Annotated in this window: 15 protein-coding genes; 5 read left to right on the plus strand and 10 right to left on the minus strand. The window is 63.1% G+C overall.

Annotated features, from left to right (window positions below; translation table 11 throughout):
• Positions 1-31: 31 nt before the first annotated feature.
• Entirely contained in the window at positions 32-1,111 is a 1,080-nt protein-coding gene (locus AC0L2J_RS23700) for a zinc-binding dehydrogenase (protein ID WP_473394706.1), read from the plus strand.
• A gap of 78 nt (positions 1,112-1,189) precedes the next feature.
• On the opposite strand, the gene AC0L2J_RS23705 is transcribed toward AC0L2J_RS23700, so the two are convergent.
• The 10 genes from AC0L2J_RS23705 to AC0L2J_RS23750 form a co-directional block, all read right to left on the minus strand.
• Positions 1,190-1,891 carry an ABC transporter ATP-binding protein gene (locus AC0L2J_RS23705; protein ID WP_007610916.1) on the minus strand — a complete coding sequence of 234 codons (702 nt, stop codon included), beginning with the start codon at positions 1,889-1,891 and terminating at the stop codon, positions 1,190-1,192.
• A 7-nt stretch (positions 1,892-1,898) separates the two neighbouring features.
• On the minus strand, positions 1,899-3,179 hold the full coding sequence (locus AC0L2J_RS23710; protein WP_063996161.1) for a lipoprotein-releasing ABC transporter permease subunit: 1,281 nt from the start codon (positions 3,177-3,179) through the stop codon (positions 1,899-1,901).
• 90 nt (positions 3,180-3,269) lie between these two features.
• Complete coding sequence (gene proS / locus AC0L2J_RS23715) at positions 3,270-4,589, minus strand: proline--tRNA ligase (protein ID WP_007610920.1); 1,320 nt, start codon at positions 4,587-4,589, stop codon at positions 3,270-3,272.
• Positions 4,590-4,742: 153 nt separating this feature from the next.
• Positions 4,743-6,305, minus strand: coding sequence for a copper resistance CopC/CopD family protein (locus AC0L2J_RS23720; RefSeq protein ID WP_007610922.1), 1,563 nt, complete (start codon positions 6,303-6,305; stop codon positions 4,743-4,745).
• On the minus strand, positions 6,305-6,820 hold the full coding sequence (locus tag AC0L2J_RS23725) for a YcnI family copper-binding membrane protein (protein ID WP_156527303.1): 516 nt from the start codon (positions 6,818-6,820) through the stop codon (positions 6,305-6,307). Before AC0L2J_RS23725 ends, AC0L2J_RS23720 begins: the two co-directional genes overlap by 1 nt.
• A gap of 26 nt (positions 6,821-6,846) precedes the next feature.
• Positions 6,847-7,368 carry a copper chaperone PCu(A)C gene (locus AC0L2J_RS23730; RefSeq protein WP_007610926.1) on the minus strand — a complete coding sequence of 174 codons (522 nt, stop codon included), beginning with the start codon at positions 7,366-7,368 and terminating at the stop codon, positions 6,847-6,849.
• 28 nt (positions 7,369-7,396) lie between these two features.
• Positions 7,397-7,894: a TlpA disulfide reductase family protein gene (locus AC0L2J_RS23735; RefSeq protein ID WP_007610927.1), complete on the minus strand. Its 498-nt coding sequence runs from the start codon at positions 7,892-7,894 to the stop codon at positions 7,397-7,399.
• Positions 7,891-9,102 (minus strand): sialidase family protein, encoded by a 1,212-nt coding sequence (locus AC0L2J_RS23740; protein ID WP_473394707.1) that lies wholly within the window; start codon positions 9,100-9,102, stop codon positions 7,891-7,893. The genes AC0L2J_RS23735 and AC0L2J_RS23740 overlap by 4 nt, the downstream gene beginning before the upstream one ends.
• Before the next feature lie 26 nt (positions 9,103-9,128).
• Positions 9,129-11,537: a TonB-dependent receptor family protein gene (locus AC0L2J_RS23745; protein WP_473248062.1), complete on the minus strand. Its 2,409-nt coding sequence runs from the start codon at positions 11,535-11,537 to the stop codon at positions 9,129-9,131.
• Between the two features lie 84 nt (positions 11,538-11,621).
• Positions 11,622-11,996 carry a DUF2946 family protein gene (locus tag AC0L2J_RS23750; protein WP_231170948.1) on the minus strand — a complete coding sequence of 125 codons (375 nt, stop codon included), beginning with the start codon at positions 11,994-11,996 and terminating at the stop codon, positions 11,622-11,624.
• A gap of 477 nt (positions 11,997-12,473) precedes the next feature.
• Here AC0L2J_RS23750 and AC0L2J_RS23755 point away from each other — a divergent pair, with 477 nt between their 5' ends.
• The 4 genes from AC0L2J_RS23755 (at position 12,474) to AC0L2J_RS23770 (ending at position 16,585) form a co-directional block, all read left to right on the plus strand.
• Positions 12,474-12,878 carry a globin gene (locus AC0L2J_RS23755; RefSeq protein WP_007610937.1) on the plus strand — a complete coding sequence of 135 codons (405 nt, stop codon included), beginning with the start codon at positions 12,474-12,476 and terminating at the stop codon, positions 12,876-12,878.
• Between the two features lie 135 nt (positions 12,879-13,013).
• Complete coding sequence (locus AC0L2J_RS23760) at positions 13,014-14,036, plus strand: sugar ABC transporter substrate-binding protein (RefSeq protein ID WP_473394708.1); 1,023 nt, start codon at positions 13,014-13,016, stop codon at positions 14,034-14,036.
• Between the two features lie 6 nt (positions 14,037-14,042).
• Positions 14,043-15,545, plus strand: a complete 1,503-nt coding sequence (locus AC0L2J_RS23765; protein ID WP_473394709.1) for a sugar ABC transporter ATP-binding protein — start codon at positions 14,043-14,045, stop codon at positions 15,543-15,545.
• Positions 15,546-15,556: 11 nt separating this feature from the next.
• Complete coding sequence (locus tag AC0L2J_RS23770; RefSeq protein ID WP_063996155.1) at positions 15,557-16,585, plus strand: ABC transporter permease; 1,029 nt, start codon at positions 15,557-15,559, stop codon at positions 16,583-16,585.
• The last annotated feature ends 291 nt before the right edge of the window (positions 16,586-16,876 follow it).

Consider the following 16,876-nt stretch of genomic DNA (forward strand, 5'->3'; position numbering starts at 1 on the left):
TATGGGCTTCACCCCACTTTGAGGTGAGATCATGAAAGCTGCCGTATTGAAGTCATTTGGATCGCCCCTTGCGATCGAGGAAGCCGCGGACCCTGTGCTCGGCACGGGCGAGGTCATCGTGGACGTCATCGCAACGCGGGTGCTGTCCTACATGAACGAGGTCTTCAGCGGGGCGCGCAACTATGCGCTCGACCTGCCGATCATCCCTGGGCCAGGCGGCATCGGCAGAGTGCGCGCCATCGGCCCGGACGCGACGAAGCTCAGCGTTGGCGACTGGGTGTTCTGCGACCCGACGGTGCGTTCGCGCGATGACGCCGCAGCACCCGACATTGCCCTGCAAGGACTCACTGCCCCCGGTGCCGGCGCCATGCGCCTGCAACAGCATTTTCGCCACGGCTCCTTCGCCGAGCAGATGCGGGTGCCGACGGAGAACGTAAAGCCCCTGGGCCAAATCACGTCCGACGAAGCCACGCGATGGTGCGCGCTGGGGACGCTGCTGGTGCCCTATGGCGGCTTCCTTGCCGCCAGCCTTCAGCCCGGCGAGACCGTGCTGGTGAGCGGCGCCACCGGCAATTTCGGCAGCGCAGCCGTCTCGGTCGCGCTCGCGATGGGGGCGGCCTGCGTGGTCGCGCCCGGCCGCAACGACAAGATCCTGGCCGACCTCGTCCGCCGCTTCGGCGACCGCGTCAAGCCGGTCAGGCTCTCCGGCAACGAGGACGACGACCGCGAGAGCATGAAGCGCGCGGCACCCGGTCCGATCGACTGCGTGCTCGACATCATGCCACCCTCGGTGAGTACGAATGTGGTGCGCGCGGCGATCATGACGGTGCGCGCTTACGGCCGCGTCGTGCTGATGGGCGGCGTCGGCATGGCGGGCGGCGCGGGCCTCGAGCTGCCCTACCCCTGGATCATGCGCAATTGCATCAGCATCCGCGGCGTCTGGATGTATCCGCCGGATGCGGCAAGCCGCCTGATCGCGCTGGTGCACGCGGGACTGCTCAGGCTGGAGGAGTACGAGGCCACCGCTTTCGACCTCGACCACGCCAATGAGGCGGTAGCCCATGCCGCAGCCAATGGCGGACCATTCAAATTGACGGTGATCCGGCCTTGAAGGCCCCGGGGAGCGCCATTTTTTTCGTCAATCCGGCCAAGCACTTGGCTACTGTGCATGGGGTTGTTTTCGCGGTTTTTATTCGAGCTCGATCACTTGGCCGTTCGACAGCGACACGCGGCGGTCCATGCGGCCGGCGAGCTCCATGTTGTGGGTCGCGATCAGCATGGAGACCTTGGTCGCCTTGACGAGCTGCATCAGGGCCTGGAAGACGTGGTCCGCGGTGTGCGGATCGAGATTGCCGGTCGGCTCGTCCGCGAACAGCACCCGCGGAGCATTGGCCACCGCGCGCGCGATCGCAACGCGCTGCTGCTCGCCGCCCGAGAGTTCGGACGGACGGTGCGTGATGCGCTCGCCGAGGCCGAGATAGCCGAGGATCTCCTTGGCGCGCTTGACGCTCTCGGACTTCTTGAGGCCGCGGATCATCTGCGGCAGCATGACGTTCTCCAGCGCCGAGAACTCCGGCAGCAGCCGGTGCGACTGGTAGACGAAGCCGATATCGGTGCGGCGAAGCTGGGTGCGCTCGATGTCGGGCAGTTGCGAGGTCGGCGCGCCATTGACATAGACCTCGCCGGAATCGGGCGCTTCCAACAGTCCCGCGATATGCAGCAGCGTCGACTTGCCCGAGCCGGACGGCGCCACCAGCGCGACGGATTGGCCCGCCCACAGCGCGAGCTTGGCGCCGTCGAGGATCGTCAGCGGCACCTCACCCTGCAAGTACTGTCGCTTTATCTCGTGGAGATAAATGACCGGTACATCTTCCGCCCCCTGGCTCTCCATCAGCCCCTCACTCGTACCGCAGCGCTTCGACGGGATCGAGGCGCGCGGCGCGCCAGGACGGGTATAGCGTCGCCAGGAACGACAGCGTCAGCGCCATGATGACGACGGCCGAGGTCTCGCCGATGTCGATCTCGGCGGGCAGCTTCGACAGGAAATACAGCTCTGGCGAAAACAGTTCGGTGCTGGTCAGCCAGGACAGGAATTGCCGGATCGACTCGATGTTGAGGCAGATCACCAGGCCGACGATGAAGCCGACCATCGTACCGACCACGCCGATCGAGGCGCCCGTGATCAGGAAGATGCGCATGATCGAGCCTTGTGAGGCCCCCATCGTGCGCAGGATCGCGATGTCGCTGCCCTTGTCCTTCACCAGCATGATCAGGCCGGAGACGATGTTGAGCGCCGCGACCAGCACGATCATGGTGAGGATCAGGAACATCACGTTGCGTTCGACCTGGAGCGCGTTGAAGAAGGTCGAGTTGCGCTGGCGCCAATCCACCAGGAACACCGGCCGGCCCGCCGCCTCCGTCACGGCCTGGCGGAACGCGACGATCTGATCCGGATTGGTGGTGAAGACCTCGATCGAGGTGACGTCGTTGCTGCGGTTGAAATAGGCCTGCGCCTCCGCGAGCGGCATGAACACGAAGCCGAGATCATACTCGGACATGCCGATCTCGAACACCGCGGCAATCTTGTACGGCTTGATGCGCGGTGTCGTGCCCATCGGGGTCACCGCGCCCTTCGGCGCCACCAGCGTGATGCTGTCGCCGGCGTGCAGCGACAGCTGGTCGGCGAGGCGCCGGCCGATCGCAACCCCCTGCCCGTCGTCAAAGCCCTCGAGCGAGCCCTGCTTGATGTTCTTGGCGATCGAGGTGAGATTGTTGAGGTCGTCGGAGCGGATGCCGCGCACCAGGACGCCGGAGGCGTTCCACGGCGACGACGCCAGCGCCTGGCCGTCCACCACGGGCGCGGCGAGCCGGATGCCCTGGACCTGGCTGAGCCGGTCGGCGACGTCCTTCCAGTCGGTCAGGGGCGATTCCAGCGGCTGGACCAGGATGTGGCCGTTGAGCCCGAGGATCTTGTCGAGCAGCTCCTTGCGGAAGCCGTTCATGACGGCCATGACGATGATCAGCGTCGCCACGCCCAGCATGATACCGAGGAAGGAGAACCCGGCAATGACCGAGATGAATCCCTCCTTGCGGCGGGCGCGCAGGTAACGCGCCGACAGCATCCACTCGAATGGCGCAAAAGGCGCGGTCTGTTTCGTCTCGGTCATGGGTTCATCCATCGCTTGATAGTCCCATGATTCGGGGTCAAATGTGGCCGGATTGGCGGCCGCGATCTGGGGCGATGAACAATATTCAGCCAACCAGCCTTATCAGCCCACAAGTCTTGCGACCGCGTCGGCAGGCGACATGGTCTCGCGGGCGCCGTCACTTCGCCGCTTGAGCTCGACTTTGCCGTCGGCAAGCCCTTTCGGCCCGATCATGATCTGCCAGGGGATGCCGATCAGGTCGGCGGCGGCGAATTTGGCTCCGGCGCGCTGGTCGGTGTCGTCGTAGAGCACGTCGACGCCCTTGGCGGACAGCTCCGCATAAAGCTTCTCGCAGGCCGCATCGACCGCGGCATCGCCCTGCTTGAGGTTGAGAATCGACACGCGGAACGGGGCAACGGCCTCCGGCCATTTGATGCCGGCATCGTCATGGCAGGCTTCGATGATGGCGCCGAGCAGGCGCGAGACGCCGACGCCGTAGGAGCCGCCGTGGATCGGCACGTCGACACCGTCGGGGCCCGCGACCAGCGCCTTCATCGCATCGGAATACTTCGTGCCGAAATAGAAGATCTGCCCGACCTCGATACCGCGGGTGTTCACCCGTTTGTCCGCGGGCACTTCCTGCTCGAAGCGCGCGGCGTCGTGAACGTCTTCCGTCGCCGCATAGACCGAGGTCCATTGCTTGATGATCGGCGTCAAATCACTCTCATAGTCGACGTCCTCGCCCGGCACCGGCAGGTCCAGCACGTCGCGATTGATGAAAACGCCGGATTCGCCGGTCTCGGCGAGCACAATGAACTCATGACTGAGATCGCCGCCGATCGGGCCGGTCTCGGCGCGCATCGGGATCGCCTTCAGCCCCATCCGCGCGAAGGTGCGCAAATACGCCACGAACATCTTGTTGTAGGCGACGCGCGCCGCGGCCTCGTTGAGGTCGAACGAATAGGCGTCCTTCATCAGGAACTCGCGGCCGCGCATCACGCCGAAGCGGGGACGCTGCTCGTCGCGGAATTTCCATTGAATATGATAGAGATTCAGCGGCAGGCTCTTGTAGGACTTCACATAGGCGCGGAAGATCTCGGTGATCATTTCCTCGTTGGTCGGCCCGTATAGCAGCTCGCGCTTGTGGCGGTCGGCGATGCGCAGCATCTCGGGGCCATAGGCGTCGTAGCGGCCGCTCTCGCGCCAGAGGTCGGCAAGCTGGAGCGTCGGCATCAACAGCTCAAGCGCGCCGGAGCGGTCCTGCTCCTCGCGCACGATCTGCTCGATCTTCTTGAGCACGCGGAAGCCGAGCGGCAGCCAGGCATAGATGCCGGCGGCCTCCTGCCGGATCATGCCGGCACGCAGCATCAGCCGATGCGAGACGATCTCCGCCTCTTTCGGATTTTCCTTCAGGATGGGCAGAAAGAACCGCGACAACCGCATGGCAATACTCGAGGAATCAGTGATGGCTTGCAGTGAAACCGGATTGGGAGCCAAAACACAAGACCGGGAATGAGGAAAACCCGCTAACACAGCGGAATTCCTGTCATTTTTCCGTCGACTTCAGGTTCGACGCGAGGTGCCGAAGAGCCGGGTTCAGGGCGCCGCCACCTCGAGCTCGTCCTCCAGCGTGATCTTCTCGAAATCGCTCACCAGCGCGTCGATCCGCACATGCCAGCGGCCCGCAAAGGGCAGTTCGACCTTGCGCACGTGCCAGTAGCTGTCCGGCCCGAGCGAGGCGTTCCGCTCCATTGGCTCGATGCCGCGTTCGGGCAGGCTCAGCGTCAGCGTCACCTCCTTGGCCCCGAGCACCGCCCCCTCGCCGGTCATGAGCTGCAGCACGAAATCGTTGATACCCACCTTACCCGGCGAGACCAGGACCTGGAACATCGCCCTGTCGGTGTGGATGTGGATCGCCAGCGGCGTCTCCGGAACGATCGTTCGCGGCGGCGGCGTGAAGCGCCAGCCCGCCACGACGGCCAAGATGCCTAGCGCGATGGCGCATTCGAGCACGATCGAGCGCTTCAGGCTCTGCGCGGCCCCGTGATCCCCCGCCAGAGCCGGAGTCAGGCGAAAGCGGTTGAGCGCGGCAAGCGCCAGCAGCACGAGGACCAGCGCAAGCTTGATCGAGAGGATCAATCCGTAGCGGGTCTCGACCAATGCAGACGGCTTCTCAAGCTGAACGATGGCGAGCGCGAGGCCGGTCAATGCGAGAACGCCAACGACCGGCGCGGCGATGCGAGAAAAGCGGTTTACGACAGGCAAAGCCGCGGCGGGCCGCTTCGACAACAGCGCGACCAGCGGCGCGAGGGCCCCAATCCAGAACGCGACACCGAGACCATGGAGAAAGATTGCCGGCCGAGTCAACAGTTCGGGCGGTGCCGTAGCGGCGTGCCCGGTCATGGCCAGCGACAAGCCGACGCCGACGAAGGCAATGATCGCCAGAGCGCGCGCGCACCACGCGTTGCCTAGCGCCAGCAACGCGAGCAGCATTGCAGTGATGGACACGAGCAAGGCCGGGCCCGCGCTGGTCCCCAATGCGACTCTCCAGGAAGCCATCGTCGCGAGAGCGGATAGCGGTAGGCCGAGGAGATCCAGCCCCAACACGCCAAGGGACACCACCGCGCTCGGGACGCCGATGGCGAGCGCCATGCACGGAACGGTCATGCCGGTCATCGACCACGCAACCCAGCGCGCAAAGAACACGCCGCCGACGCCGACGAACAGGCCAAGATAGAGACCGACCCGCGCCAGCCAGATCAGCACGTTCAATCCGACAGCGGCGTTGGCGAGAGCTTGCGTCCCCGTCGGCATGCCGATCGAGAAGATCACCGATCCCGCGACGGGATGGCCATCCTGCGAGATCACGCGATAGCTGACGACCGCCGTCCCCTGCGGCATGTCAGCCGGCATCGCGACCGAGATGGTCTCGCCCGATGCGTTGACGCGCACATCATCCCGCGCCATGCCCGCGCCGTCGATCAATTGGATGGCACCCGGCGTCACCGCCTCGTTGAAGCGCAACTCCACCGCCTTCGGCGCGTTCGCAAGCATGCTGCCGCTCGGCGGCTCGACCGCGACCAGCGCCGCGTGCGCCGAGACGCCGGTCGCAAAGCCGACACCAAGAAGCAGCGTCGCGAGCGCGGCGAGCAGGCGCATCAGGGTTTTGGCAGGAGTTTTACACCCGGCGCCGGTGACTTGCCCTCGTGCGAATGCCCGGCCCCCTCCGTGGGGATCTCGATCCAGCGGCTGACGCCGGTCTCGCATTCCTGGACGACAGGAAAATACAGCGTCGTGTTCGGCGTCAGGCTCGTGGTGAGGAAGCTGCTGATGACGAACTCATCGTAATTGTGGTCCGGCAGCTTGCCGCCCGACCAGGCCACCTCCTTGACGCCGGAGGAAAGCTTGTTGCCGTGGTAGTCGTACTCATTGGTGTATTTGCCCTCGACCACGTCAACACTCCAGCCCGCCTTCGGCATCGGCTTCACCGCGATCACCCCTTCCGGAATCTGCACCCGGATCTTCACCGTGGGCGATCCCTTGCAGCCGTGCGGCACAGCAAAGACGGCCTTGTAGTAGGAGCCGACCGCCGCCTGTTTGGTCTCTAGCGTGATATGCGCCGCCGCGGGGGACGCCGCGAGCGCGGCGATCAGACTCGCAAGGATTCGATGCATAGTCATGGAAGGCTTGATCTGTTTCATCACATCTTCATTCCCGGATGATCCGGCATTTTCTTCATCATGTGCCCGCCCTCGCCGGGCGCCTGCGCGCCGACGCCCTGGACGTCGAGGGTGACGGCGACCTTACCGGCCTTCTCGAACTGAAGCGTCACCGGCACCTTGTCGCCCTGCTTGAAGGGGCCCTTCAGCTCCTGGAGCATCAGGTGGTAGCTGCCGGGGGCGAACTTCACCGTCTTGCCGGGATCGATCACGAGGCCCTTATCGAGCAGGCGCATCTTCATCACGCCGTTCTCCATCGCCATCTCGTGAACCTCGGCCTTCCCCGCGATATCGGCGGAAACGCTGACCAGCTTGTCGGCCACTGTGCCCTTGTTCTCGATGGTGAGATAGCCGCCGGCGACCTTGGCTCCGCCCGGTGTCGCCCGGCTCCACGCCTGCGAGATGACGAGATCGCCCGCCTTGACGTCGTCGGCCGCCGCTGGTGCCGTGCAGAGCGCGAGAGCGAACGCTGCGATCAGCACATCTTTCAACATCGTCTTCATATCGGTCTTCCCGTTTGCAGATTGACTTTCAGTGTTTGGTGAGTTGTTGCGCAGACCATTTTTCGAAGTCGGCTATCTCGGCCGAGCCTTCAATCGTCGTGATGACTCCATCGCGCGATATGAGCATTGTCCGGGGAATGTCGCCCTGCCAGCCGGGGTCGATCTCGAACCTCAAACGCTCGACAAAACCGTCGTTGAAGATGAAGTTTTCGGTCGTCGACAGCCCCGCTTTATCGAGCATCGATTGCGTCGCCGCCGGCAGGTTCGGCACGAGATCCGCGCTGATCGTGACGACGTCGATCCCGGGATGATTCTTCGCAAATTGCCCGAGCAGCGGCAGCTCGATCTTGCAGGGCCCGCAGGTTACGCCCCAAAAATGCACGAGCGTCGGGCGACCCGCATGCCCGCTCAGCACGCTTTGCCACGTGCCGCGCTCGAAGGGCTTAAGGGCTGGCGCCGCTCCTAGCGCTGACGCTGATGCGATTAAGATACCGAGGCCCAGAAGGCCCACAAACCGACGTTTCATGGTTGGTCCTCGATTGCCGTGAAACGATAGCCGTCCGCCTTCGTCATCCATGACAGGTAGGTCTGTCGGCCATTGGAAACGAGCAAGGGATGATCGGATGTATCGGTCGTGCTCGATATCGTCTTCGGCAGCGACCACGTCTCGCCATCGTCGCGGGAGATCGTCATCTGGACCGAGGTCTTCTCACCATCGAACTCTTTCCAGACCATCAGGGTTCCCGCCGGGCCTGCGAGCAAGAACGGGCGCGTCGGGTTGCGGCCCGGCTGCCCCAGCGCCATCGGCGTGGAAAAGGTGCGGCCTTCGTCGCGCGAGTGGGCGTGGAACAGTCCTTTCCGCACCTTTCCGTTCGTGTACCAGGCAACGTGATAGGTCCCGTTCGGCGCAACCGTGAGGCTCGGCCCATGATGCGGGCAGGCGTTGATCTGCCAGTCGTCGTTGCTGACGCGATGGATCTCGCCGGGTGTCGAGATGTCGGCAAAGGTCATGACTGCGTGATCGCGCACGCCGCCCTCGAAGATGTTTCTGAAGATCACGGCCGGCCGGCCCGCCGTTGCGAATGTCAGCCCCAATCGGCAACATTCGCAGGTGTTGTCACGCGCGAGACCAGCATCCCCGAAAGTGGTGCCCCCATCGCGCGACGAAGCAAAGAACAACCCTGCCCCCTCGTATTTTCGCCCCGCCTCCTTTGCAGGAACACGATTGCGCTTATCGAGCCAGGCCGCAAACACCGTTCCATCCTGATCGAGCGCGAGCGCCTCAAAACGCTGGCTCTCGTTGTTTGCGGTGATGGGCTTCAGCTCCGCAAAGTGCTTTCCGCCGTCGGACGAGCGGGTGTAGAGCACCTGGCCGTTGAAAGCTTCATCCCTGAAGATCGAGAACGCCAGCGCGATGCCCCCATATCGATCGACCACGATCTTCGGCCGGGCATCCGGCCCCCAATCAAGGTTGAGCCGCTTTGTCGTGACTTGGGTGGGAGGCGAAAAACTCCGCCCTGCATCCTGCGAACTCGCAACTGAAACCTGCCCGCCCGCCATCCAGGCGAGCCACAGCGTTCCATCCGGACCGAATGCAGGCGTCGTCTTGGTCGCGCAACGCAGCGTCGGCTCGTCACAAGCGGCCTCCGACGCATGCTGCGCGTGCATCTGTCCAAGTGCCGCGTCTTGCAAGAAGGCGAGAGCGAGTATCGCCAACAAGCCACTTCGGATCACAGCCGCACTCCCTTTGAGAGCCCGTATCATTTGAACGCCACCTTCATACCCGCAACGAACGTGCGCGGCGAGCCCGCGTAAATCGATCCCGTCGTGTTCGCGAGCACGCTGGCAAGATTTGGAAGGCCGGCTGTGGTCACCGCATTGGTGATGTTGTTTGCCGACGCAACATAAGTGCGATCAAATACGTTCCTGACTTCGAGAAACAGGTTGAGGGATCTGAAGGTGTCTGACACCAGGTCCGTCTTGTAGTGGACGTTCACGTTGATCAGCTCATAGCCCGGCGCTTTCAGCAGATTTGCATTGTCCATGTAGAAGGATTCCTTCCACTGGACTTCGACAAAACCTCCGAGCCCCGTCAGCGACCCCGCGAATTCGTCGTAGCCGATCCTGGCCGTCAGCTCGTTCGGCGAGATTCCGGGGATCTTGTTGCCTGCCCGGTTGAAGCTGAACACCGCGACATTGGTGATGTTCTCCACATACTCGGTGTAGACCTCGTCGAGATAGGTATACGCCGCCATGAACCGCCAGCCCGGATGGAACTTCCAATCGGCAGCAAGTTCGATGCCCCGATGCTCGGATCGCGGTGCGTTGAACATGTAAGTCGCGTTGCTCGCGCTCGGGTTACTGACGGCCTGACTCACCAATTCATTTCGAAAAAACTCGTAAAAGGCCGTCGCGCTCAGTTTGACCGCACTGCTCGGCGTCCAGTCGAAGCCCAGATCGTAGCCGACATTGGTTTGCGTCTGGAGCTGCGTGTTGTTGCCGAAATCACCGCTCGGAAGAACGAACAGATTCGAGACCTGCGGCGTCCCGTATCCGGTCGCTACTCGTCCGCGAAATTGCCATTCTGGATTGAGCCTGTAGAGCAGCGCCAACTCAGGAGCCGTGTTTTCGATCTTGCGATCGGCGGTGGTGGGCACCGGTATCGTCGCTACCGGAACATTGAAGGTGTCGTATTTATAGAGGGTATTGACGCCTCTCAGAATTGTAGTTTCCCAACCAATTCCGGCTATCGCCGTCAAATCAGGAGTGAGCTTCAGTTCCTCCCTCGCCCGTATTCCATAGTTGGATGTATCGCTGAAGGTGTTGGCCTGCAGCAGCCCCAACGTGGCGTTGCCGCCCGGCATGACGTTACGCGTATCGCTCGACGCCACGAGTGTATTGTACCAGGCGCCGATTAATGTGGTGGACTCCATGCCGAAGATTTCGCCACGCTTCGTAATATCGCTCATGTAGTTGTAGGAGGGGAAATCGCCGATGGCGCTGGTCGCGCCGGTCGGCTGGCTGATGTTCCTGTCGTCGAAAACGAACTGGTTTCGCCACGTGGTCGTATTGTCGAAGTCGTGGTCCCATCGTGCTCCGACAATGGTTCGTCGATCGTTTCGCCCGAGACCGGCTTGCTTCGCTGTCTCGTTGTCCTTGCCGCCGTTGAAGCCGTTCTTGAAGAGAGACACGGTGGGACATCCGGCGGCCGCCGCCGTACCGCTCGTACACCCCTGCTGGTAGGGATTGGTGTAGAATTGGTTCAGCGACTGCCGGATCGGCAACCGCGCGCTCAGGTCATTATTGATGATCTTGACCGTAAAGCGGTCGTCCGGCGTCGCCTTGAGCGTACCGAGGAAGTTGACGGTCTGCGTATTGAACCAGCTATTGCCGATGTAGCCGTCGCCCCGCGTATCGCTTGCGAATAGCGATCCCTCGAAATTACCGAACTTCTTTCCGGCCGCCAGGTAGTTGTTGAGATAGCCGTAGCTGCCGCCGTCGACGCCATACTCGACGCCGTCGATCGTGCCACCGGGCCGGGTTCGGAAATTGAGCGCGCCGCCGGTCGCGTAGTTTCCATAAAGCGCCGACGAGGGACCGCGGACCACGTCGATCGCGCCATAGGCATGGGGATCGATCAGGTCGCTGCGCGACAGGCCATCCGGCTGCGTCACCGGAAAACCGTCGTCGAAGATCACGAGATTGCGGATGCCAAAGCTATTCCGGGCGTTGGATCCACGGATCGAGATGCCGAAATCGCGGGGGCCGTTCCCCTGCTTGATCGAGATGCCCGGACTATCCCGCAGGATGTCGCTGACCGAAAACGACGGGCGGTTGTCGAACTCGCTCCGATCGATGGTCGTCGCGGTCTGACCGGCCGGCGCCTGATTGACGCCATCGCGGGCAGCGCTGTCCGTCACGGCCCTGTTTTGGGTGGATACGCTGACGCTTGCGCTTGGCGTCACGGGCCTTGCCGCACGGCCTGCCGATGCAGAGCGCGGTTTCGACGGTCGGCTTATTGGTTTGGGACGGGCAGCCTGCGGGGCCACGACAGTCACCGCGGGAAGCTCGGTATTGCCGCTTTGGGCAAAGGCTCCGCTCGACGAGGCAAGCAGCGCGGCCTGAATGGCAACGACGCTCGCGCCACGGCGGGCATGACAACATAACATGGGGCATTCCTGACGCCGGGCTTTCTCTCCGGCCATTCGACAGCATCAATCGCCTGCGACGGACCGCGGCGATCACGAGAGTCGTCAGGAAAATTGAGGCGGTGCGCGCGCCTGGGCGTTTGTGCCTTTATGGGTCGCGCCGGCGGATGCCTCCACGGCGTGCCATACCACGCGCTCGGCGTGGCGGAAGGGAACGGAAAGCGCGGCGTGCGGCGGCGAATCGAGCGACGCGCCCAATTGCGCCAAGCAACAGAGGGCGCAGGCGCCACCATGCGCGATCGGTGCATCATTCCGGTCGTTCAGGCCGCCCTGCTCGCTCGCGCTGTGGCAGATGACGGCGGCAGAAAGCGGATCGGCCACAGCTTGGCCAGCCGCCAAACAGGCGGCAATCGGCGCCAGCACCTGCATCACCAAGGCGAGCAGGACCAGGGGTAGGAATTTTTGCAGCCGTGCGCGCATCCGCCGAACCATTCGTTCGTCTACTAACTAAACACCGCGCTATGGCCGAGTCGAGCCCGGTTCCGCCGCCTTCTTAATGCAGCGCAAATTCCCCGGAAAACTGTGGTCCGGCCGCCACCAGCAGGGAACCTCCGGCATTTGAGGCAGTCGAGCCCCTGCCCCATCCACAGATTTCTTATATTCGTCATATGCTTACACGGCGGGCCACCAGATCATTTCGTCAAATGCTCGAATTTTGAACATTCGTTGCCGAAAATGATGACAAGTGAGAAAAGTTGATCTAGCATCCCCTTGCTCAGGCTGGCCGCGAGGTCGAAGTCTGGTGGTCCAAGTCTCGGGAGGAGCCCCTGACGCGCAAAATGCAGCGTCGCCCCGCCAATCAAGATCAAATCTTAGAATCGGGGATAATAGGGTCGACACAATTTTCGAGCGGGGCTAGGGCCCCGCTCTTTTTTTGTCTGCGGGGCTGATGCGCCGATGAATCCTTCTCCCAATCCGATCGAACAGAGCCTTGAACTTGCAGCCTCGCGCTGCACCGATCTCACGCCACACGTCTATCAGCGGCTGTTCGAACAGCATCCCGAAACGCGGGCGATGTTCCGCACGCAAGGCAGCGAGCTCGTGATGGGATCTATGCTCGCACTCACGATCGAGGCGATTCTCGACTTCGCCGGTGATCGCCGTGGGCAATTCCGGCTGATCGCGTGCGAGGTCGTATCGCACGATGGCTACGGCACGCCGCGCGAGTTGTTCACCGCCTTCTTCGCCGTCATCAGGGATACACTGCGCGATCTCCTCCGCGATGAATGGTCGTCCGACATCGCACAGGCCTGGGACCGACTGCTCATCGAGATCGACGCGTTCGCCTCCGTTCAGGCCTGACGCTTTGCGCTGCACCAACGCGTCTCGCGGCGACCGTTGATTGCGGATTGAGTGGCACCAACTCTTGTGAGACACTTTCGGACATCGGTCGCGCAATCAATGACGCGCCGAAGCAAAATTGTATGGGAGCGAGCGATGTCCGGGACGAAAGATTTCTCGACGACGAGGCGCGATCTTCTTCAGGCGGCAGCAACCGCCGGCGCCGCGACTGCCATCCTCGGCAGCATGGGCATAAACTCCGCCCTTGCAGCCGAAGTCGGACGCAGCGAGAAGCCGCTGAAAGCGGCGTTCTCCAACGCAGGCCTCCAGGCCACCTGGTGCGCGCAGGGCAAGCAGGCCGCGGAATTCTGGGGCAAGCTGTTCAATGTCGAGGTCACCTGGTTCGACGGCCAGCTCGATGCCGTGAAGCAGCGCGCGGCGATCGACAACATGGCTTCGCAGAAGTGGGACTTCGTCGCGATCCAGGCTTTTGGCATCGGCACCCTCACCCAGCCGGTGCAGAAGATGATCGACGCCGGCACGCCCGTGATCGACATGGACACGCTGATCGCGCCGCTCGACCAGATCAACGTCCACTCCTTCCTCGCCCCCGACAACGAGTTCATGGGCGCCTCGGTGACGCAGGCGCTTTGCAACGCCATGGGCGGCAAGGGCAAGATCATCATGACGCAAGGAGCCCTCGGCCACACCGGCGCGCAGGGCCGCGCCAAGGGCTTCAACAATGTCGTCAAGCAATTCCCCGGGATCGAGGTGCTCGACACCCAGCCGGCCGACTGGGACGTGTCGAAGACCGCACGTCTCTGGGAAACCTACCTGACCAAGTATCCGCAGATCGACGCGGCGTTCTTCCACAATGACGACATGGCGCTCGCCGCCGCCAACATCATGAAGGCGCGGGGCCGCACCAACATCCTGATCGGCGGCGTGGACGCGATGCCGCCGGCGATCCAGGCCGTCAGCGAAGGCCGCATGTTCGCGACCGTGCGCAATCCGTCCTGCCGGATTCATGGCGGCGCGATCATCGCAGGCGTTTCCGCCGTGGTCGGCGGAGAAAAGAGCGGACAGGGCATCCCGAAGAACGTCGTCACCGATGGTCCGGTCGTGACCAAGGCCAACGCCGCCGGGATGCAGTGGATGCAGGATCATTTCCTGATCTGAGCCTTCATGCGAGAGGACCTTTCGCCCATCCTGGAACTGCAAGGCATCACGAAGAGCTTCGGCGGCGTCGAGGCGCTTCGTGGTGTCGACTTCGCGCTCTCACCCGGCGAGATCCACGGTCTCGTCGGCGAGAACGGCGCGGGAAAAAGCACGCTGATGAAGATCATCGCCGGCGTGCACACCGAATTCTCGGGCCGCTTCCTGATCGACGGGAAGGAAACGCATTTCCGCTCGGCCCGCGACGCGCACAGCGCCGGCATCGCCATGGTGCACCAGGAGCTGTCCGTCGCCCCCGACCTCACGGTCGCGGAGAACGTGTTTCTGGGCAACCAGCCGACCAACCGGCTCGGTCTCGTGCAATGGCGGCGGATGGCGCGCGAGGCCGGCGAGCAGCTCGCCCGCTTCGGCATCGATGTCGATCCGATGAGCAGGCTGGGTGACTTACCCATCGGGCTACAGCAGCTGATAGAGATCGCGCGCGTGCTGTTCTCCGGTGCGCGCATCGTCATCCTGGACGAGCCGACCTCCGCCCTCTCCCCGCCCGAGGTCGAGCGCCTGTTCGCGACGCTGCGGCGGCTGCGCGAGGAAGGCACGGCGATCGTCTTCATCTCGCATTTCATCGAGGACATCTTGCTCGTGTCCGACACGGTGACCGTGTTCCGCAACGGGCGGAAGGTCGCGGAGACCGCAAGTGCCGCGACCAGCAAGGGCGCGCTGATCGAGGCCATGATCGGCCGCGGCGGCGAAGCGCTCGAGCACAGCTATAGCGACGATTTGATGCTGCCCCAACCGAGCGACAGCTCGGTGGTTCTGAAGGTCGACCAGCTGTCCCTGGCCCGCAGCCTGAAGGACATTTCCTTCGAGGCGCGCGCCGGCGAAGTGCTCGGCATCTACGGCTTCATGGGCTGCGGCCAGCAGGAATTGTCGCGCATCCTGTTCGGCAAGCTGAAGCCGGACGGCGGCACGCTCGCGGTCGAAGGCAAGCCCAAAACCTTCGCCAGCACGGCCGCGGCACGGCGCGCCGGCGTGGCGCTGGTGCCCGAGAGCCGGCGCGCGATGCTGTTTCACCAGGAGCCGGTCTACAAGAACATCTCGATCAGCATTCTCGATCGCATCTCGGCGCTGCTGCTCAAGCCGGCGCAGGAGCGCGACATCGCAAAGCGCCAGGTCGAGCAGCTCCAGATCAGGCCGCCGGTGGTCGGCCTCGATCTCGGCATGCTCTCCGGCGGCAATCAGCAGAAAGTCGCGCTGGCGAAATGGCTGACCTATCCGCCAAAGCTCCTGGTGCTGTGCGAGCCCACCCGCGGCATGGATGTCGGCGCCAAGAACGACGTCATCAACATCGTCCGCGATCTCCGCGCCAGGGGGCTCGCGATCATCGTGCTGTCGACCGAGCCGGAAACGGTGCTGTCGCTGGCCGACCGCATCCTCGTGCTCAAGCGCGGCGCGTTGGTGCGCGAATTCAAGAACGAGCCGGTCAGCAAGGACCGCCTGCTGGAAGCGGCGTGACGGAGAAGCACATGGCGAGCAGTGAGACGGCTTTGGCAGCGGGGCAGCGGGCGCGAGGGCTTGCGCCGTTCCTGCGCTCGCAGATGCGCAACATCGCCCCGTTCCTGACGCTGATCTTCCTCTCCGGCTTCTTTGCGCTGGCCAGTCCCTCCTTCGCGACGCTGGACAATCTCGGCAACATCCTGACGCAGGTGTCGGTCACAGGCATCATCGCCGTCGGCCTTACCTTCGTGATCCTCTGCGCGGAGATCGACCTCTCGATCGCCAGCATCGCCAACGTCACGGGCATCGCGGTCGCCTACTTCACGCTCCAGGAATCCTACGTCAACATCCCCAACATTCCCCTGCCCGGCGCCGCGGCGATCCTGCTGGCCATTTTGCTCTGCGCAGCTCTCGGCCTCGTCAATGCGCTGGGGCTGACCGTGATCGGCATCCCCTCCTTCATCATGACCCTGGCGATGATGCAGATCGCGGCCGGCATCTCGGCGCTGCTGGTGCGCGGCCAGATCGCCTACAAGGTGCCCGGCGTGATCACCACGCTCGGCTCCGGATCGATCGGCGGCATCCCATGGATCGTCATCGTCGCCGCGATCATGCTGCTCTTGGGACATCTGGTGCTGACCTACACGCGCTTCGGCCGCTACGTCTACATGGTCGGCGGCAATCGCGAGGCGGCCGAATATTCCGGCCTCAACGTCAAGCTCATCCTCGGCGCGGTGATGGTCATTTCGGCGGTGTGCTCCGGTATCGGCGGCATGCTCGGTGTCGCTCATTTCGGCAGCGCGCAGCAGAACGAGTTTGATACCTATCTGCTCGACTCCATCGCTGCCGTCGTGGTCGGCGGCACCAGCCTGTTCGGCGGCCGCGGCGGCATCGGCAACACCATCGTCGGGCTGTTCGTGCTCGGTGTTCTCAACAACGGCCTCGACCACGTCAACATCGACAGCTTCCTGAAGATCCTGATCCGCGGCCTGATCCTGCTGGCGGCGCTGGTGATCAACGTCTATGCGCAGCGGCTGAGGGAAAAGGCGGTGGAATAGCCGCCCCACAAAACAAAAAGCGCGAAAACAACCCCATGCACAGTAGAGACCGTGAGGGAATACAACGACTTACAAAAACCAGAAATTGTGTAGCTGCGACCGTGGCGGCGTTTGACTCGTCGGGCAAAACAGGAGCAGGATGTCATTATGGCGGTGTGCGCGTCCGTAGCTGCTATTCCAGAGAACTCTGACATTCGCGACGAACAACGCTCCGTCATCCTGAGAGGGTGAGAATCTTTCGTCTAAACGGGCATTTGCCGTAGCCGCTTTGCTATGATTCGATGACGGGGC

This window comes from Bradyrhizobium sp. MV1.5, assembly GCF_055807615.1.

Excerpts from the sequence above, each read along its gene's own strand:
- AC0L2J_RS23700 (WP_473394706.1), top strand. The coding sequence starts at position 32 with ATGAAAGCTGCCGTATTGAAGTCATTTGGATCGCCCCTTGCGATCGAG.
- AC0L2J_RS23705 (WP_007610916.1), bottom strand. The coding sequence starts at position 1,891 with ATGGAGAGCCAGGGGGCGGAAGATGTACCGGTCATTTATCTCCACGAG.
- AC0L2J_RS23710 (WP_063996161.1), bottom strand. The coding sequence starts at position 3,179 with ATGGATGAACCCATGACCGAGACGAAACAGACCGCGCCTTTTGCGCCA.
- proS (WP_007610920.1), bottom strand. The coding sequence starts at position 4,589 with ATGCGGTTGTCGCGGTTCTTTCTGCCCATCCTGAAGGAAAATCCGAAA.
- AC0L2J_RS23720 (WP_007610922.1), bottom strand. The coding sequence starts at position 6,305 with ATGCGCCTGCTCGCCGCGCTCGCGACGCTGCTTCTTGGTGTCGGCTTT.
- AC0L2J_RS23725 (WP_156527303.1), bottom strand. The coding sequence starts at position 6,820 with ATGCATCGAATCCTTGCGAGTCTGATCGCCGCGCTCGCGGCGTCCCCC.
- AC0L2J_RS23730 (WP_007610926.1), bottom strand. The coding sequence starts at position 7,368 with ATGAAGACGATGTTGAAAGATGTGCTGATCGCAGCGTTCGCTCTCGCG.
- AC0L2J_RS23735 (WP_007610927.1), bottom strand. The coding sequence starts at position 7,894 with ATGAAACGTCGGTTTGTGGGCCTTCTGGGCCTCGGTATCTTAATCGCA.
- AC0L2J_RS23745 (WP_473248062.1), bottom strand. The coding sequence starts at position 11,537 with ATGTTATGTTGTCATGCCCGCCGTGGCGCGAGCGTCGTTGCCATTCAG.
- AC0L2J_RS23750 (WP_231170948.1), bottom strand. The coding sequence starts at position 11,996 with ATGCGCGCACGGCTGCAAAAATTCCTACCCCTGGTCCTGCTCGCCTTG.
- AC0L2J_RS23755 (WP_007610937.1), top strand. The coding sequence starts at position 12,474 with ATGAATCCTTCTCCCAATCCGATCGAACAGAGCCTTGAACTTGCAGCC.
- AC0L2J_RS23760 (WP_473394708.1), top strand. The coding sequence starts at position 13,014 with ATGTCCGGGACGAAAGATTTCTCGACGACGAGGCGCGATCTTCTTCAG.
- AC0L2J_RS23765 (WP_473394709.1), top strand. The coding sequence starts at position 14,043 with ATGCGAGAGGACCTTTCGCCCATCCTGGAACTGCAAGGCATCACGAAG.
- AC0L2J_RS23770 (WP_063996155.1), top strand. The coding sequence starts at position 15,557 with ATGGCGAGCAGTGAGACGGCTTTGGCAGCGGGGCAGCGGGCGCGAGGG.